Source organism: Spiroplasma sp. hy2 (assembly GCF_044714365.1).
Classification (GTDB): Bacteria; Bacillota_I; Bacilli_A; order Mycoplasmatales; family Mycoplasmataceae; genus Spiroplasma; species Spiroplasma phoeniceum.
This window is the reverse complement of sequence record NZ_RXFZ02000104.1, coordinates 1-3,599: the sequence shown is the minus strand read 5'-3', so window position 1 is coordinate 3,599 and position 3,599 is coordinate 1. Positions and strand designations below refer to the sequence as shown.

The following is a 3,599-nucleotide window of genomic DNA, read 5'->3' as shown; positions in this document are numbered from 1 at the left end:
ARARAGTATCAAAAAGTTGTGATAAAAAGTTTCTATTTTAAAAACTTAAGATGTTGTCTTTTCTCTGAATCAATTAATAATTTTGGTTTTACAAATAAAAAAACAACCCTTTTTATTTAACAAGAGTTGTTTTTTGCCGCTTCATCGTACATGATACAAAACTTAATTAATTAAGAAATATCCTTGTATTATGAAAAAATAAGAGTTAAATTTATAGAGAAGAAAAGGAGAATAATGCTAATGGAATATGTTAAAGTAAAATTAGATAAAAAAGCAAAATTAGAGCAATATTTAGAAAAATATCAAGTTGATGGGATTTTATTTCATTCAACCGTTAACCGTTTTTGATTATCTGAATTTGCTTCTTCCGAAGGTTATTTGTTATTCACAAAAACTGAATCAATCTTGTATTTAGATGGACGATATATTACTGCTGGTAAGAAGGAAGCAAAAAATGTTACAAATGTTATTGAAATGACAACCAATCATCCTGGTGGCTTTTTAGGAATGTTGCAAAGTGATTTGGTTAAAAACAAGGTCAAAACTTTAGCTTTTGAAAGTGATTACTTAATATATTTGACTTATCAAAATTTAACAACAAATTTATCATCCGTTACTTTAAAACCAGTTGATTTCTCAGAATTACGAGCAATTAAAACAAATTCTGAGATTGAAGCTTTAAAGCAAGCATGTGCAATTGGTGATATTGCAATTAATAATGTTATTAACAAAATTAAAGTTGGAATGACAGAACGCCAAGTTGAACAAATTATTATTAATAGTTTTGTTGAAGCTGGTGCTGATAAACCTAGTTTTGATACAATTGTTGCTTCTGGATGACGAGGAGCATTGCCACATGGACGTGCAACTGATAAAAAAATTGCGAATAATGAATTAATTACAATTGATTTTGGTTGTATTTATAATGGTTATTGTTCTGATACAACACGAACAATTGGGTTAGGAACACCATCATCTAAAATGTTAGAAATTTATGATGTTGTTTATGAAGCACAAAGTTTAGGAATTCATGCAATTAAACCGGGCGTTACAACAGCAATGATTGATAAAATTTGTCGTGATTATATCATAAGTAAAGGTTATGGCGAATATTTTACACATTCAACAGGGCATGGGGTTGGGATTGAAATCCATGAATTTCCTTGCGTATCACCATTTTGCGATGTCTTATTAGAACCGGGAATGGTTATTACTGTTGAGCCAGGAATTTATATTCCTGATTTAGGTGGTGTTCGCATTGAAGATGATATTTTAATCACCGAAAATGGATTTCATCTTTTAACAGAAGCAAAACGTGAATTAATTTTAATTTAAGTTAATGAAAACAAAATTAACAAAAACACAAATTTTTATTCTTATCTTTTTTATTTTCATGCTTTTGTTTCTATTCTTATCATTGTTACTAATTATTATTGCCGGTAAAGAAATTTATTATATTCTTTCGAATAATCATCAATTAGGATTAGTTGATACTAGTGGTTTTGGTGTTGAGAAAGGCGTTCAAAATTTTTCATATGTGTTTTTTATCATACAATATAGTTTTAATTTTATTTTTACAATGCAAATTAAAAATGCTGCTGGCGAAGTTTTTGCCGCAAATGTTATTCTTTTATATCAAATTGGTTATTTTTTCTTAGTAGTAATGATTCCAGTTTGTGTTTTAGGTTTTTTTATTAGTATTTTAGTGTTTTTATTAAAACAAAAAATACCAACATTAAAATCAGAAAGTTCATCAGGTAATAATGATGGGCAACTCTTAGATGATTTAAAAACAAATATGAATCAAATTCAAGAATATTTAATTAAATTGCATAAAGATGTTAAGACATTAAAAAAAAATACTGGAATAATTACGCCAAAACCAGTTGCTTCAACTTTGACTCAAATGAACGATAATCCAGTTGATTATCAAAGTCAAGATTTAGACCTTATTCAAGCAAAGCAAACATCACGGCATCAAAATTCAAACATTATTAATCAAGATGAATTAGAACAAATAACTAGTGGTATTGAACGCCCAAAGAGTTTAGTTAATCCGACAGAGTATATTATGCCAAAACGTGATGAAAATTTTGTTAATAATTTTCCAACGCAACATTTTTTGTCAACAGAAATGTTATCTGAATCAAAAAATGAAAAGAAACTTTCATTAAGTGCAATTTTTGATCGAAAAAAAATTCAAGCTGAATTAGAACAAGATAAAATTGAAGATGAAGAACAAAATAATGAAGAAATTAATACTTTTTCGCTAAAATTTGATTACCCAACAATAATAGAAAATCAAACATTTCGTGAAAAGGTTGGTTTTAATCTAAATAATTATGATTATACCGATAATGAACAAAATAATTCCCTTGAAATAAAATCTATTTATCAAGTTGGTGATCGAATTATAGATAATAGAATTGAATATGAAATTATATTAGTTGTTCCTCATCAGCAAAATGATACTATAATTTATGAATTAACTTTAAAATCAACAGTAGATGGAACAATTAAATCTCTTATGAGAAAATAATTTTTATTAGGGAGTGTGCCCATTAAATAGGACAAAATTTTATTTATTTAATGATACCCTAGTTGTATTATAAAATTCAATATATTTTTTAATAATAATTATGTTTTTTATTTTATTTTGCGTATTATAATTGTTATAGAAGGTTTCACACTTTAATCTAGCATGAAAACTTTCTTGCACAGCATTATCAGCTGGAGTAGTTATTGCTGAGTAACTTATTTTAAATTTATATTTTCTACAGAATTCAATGTATTCTGTAGAAAATATAAATTGAGTCTTGATCTGAATGAATTATTAATTTCTTCAGATCTTTTTTATTTGAAACTATTGCTATTGCTTTTAATAAAGTTTTTATTAATACTGAAGTTGTCATTGAATCTAAGATTGTATAAGCAATTACTTTTCTTGTTGCTAAATCAATGAATAAAATTAAATTGGATTTTTCAGTATGATTATTTTTAATGACAGTTACATCAGTCCTTAATACTTGATTTGGTTTCAATTGGTTAAATTTACGTTTTAGTAAATTCTTTTTGTTTGTTTGACTTAATGATTTTTTAATATGACGGGAACGATTTTTTCAGTAGAAAGGGATAATTCTATGTTCCTTAAAGATTCGTTGAAGACGTTTTTTATTAATAACGAGATTGAATTTCTTAAATAGATAAATTTTTCATCTTCTTATTCCATAGAAATTAAGAAATTTGTTATTGAGTTTTTCATTTTGAATAAGGGTAATAATTCCTTCATCGGCTTTTATTAATGAAGTTTTTGATTGTAAATAACGATAATAATTTGACCGTGTCTTCACATAAATAGTTTGTATGTTCATTAGTAATTTTTATTATTTTCTTAATTATTTTAACACTAGTAATTTCAATTCCATGATTAATTGCTCGTCGTCGTAAACGAAACGGTGATGCATTACTTGGTCGTTGGTTTAACCGAAATTAAATAGACTTCTTGCATAACCTAGTTATTTTAAAATTCCTATAAAATATATTTAAAATAGAAATTATAGGAATCTAAAATTATGAAATTTGATAAATTTGATTTTAWK

General features: G+C 26.1%; 3 protein-coding genes. 2 read left to right on the top strand and 1 reads right to left on the bottom strand.

Translation table 4 applies throughout. The annotated features are described in order from the left end of the window. The first annotated feature begins 240 nt into the window (after window positions 1-240). Both EHV01_RS03970 and EHV01_RS03965 read left to right on the top strand, forming a co-directional pair. Window positions 241-1,335 carry an aminopeptidase P family protein gene (locus EHV01_RS03970; RefSeq protein WP_422066299.1) on the top strand — a complete coding sequence of 365 codons (1,095 nt, stop codon included), beginning with the start codon at window positions 241-243 and terminating at the stop codon, window positions 1,333-1,335. 4 nt (window positions 1,336-1,339) lie between these two features. Continuing rightward, window positions 1,340-2,539, top strand: coding sequence for a hypothetical protein (locus EHV01_RS03965; protein ID WP_422066298.1), 1,200 nt, complete (start codon window positions 1,340-1,342; stop codon window positions 2,537-2,539). Window positions 2,540-2,774: 235 nt separating this feature from the next. Here the strand turns inward: EHV01_RS03965 and EHV01_RS03960 are convergent, their stop codons facing one another. Further along, window positions 2,775-3,371 carry a DDE-type integrase/transposase/recombinase gene (locus tag EHV01_RS03960; protein ID WP_422066297.1) on the bottom strand — a complete coding sequence of 199 codons (597 nt, stop codon included), beginning with the start codon at window positions 3,369-3,371 and terminating at the stop codon, window positions 2,775-2,777. Between the last annotated feature and the right edge of the window lie 228 nt (window positions 3,372-3,599).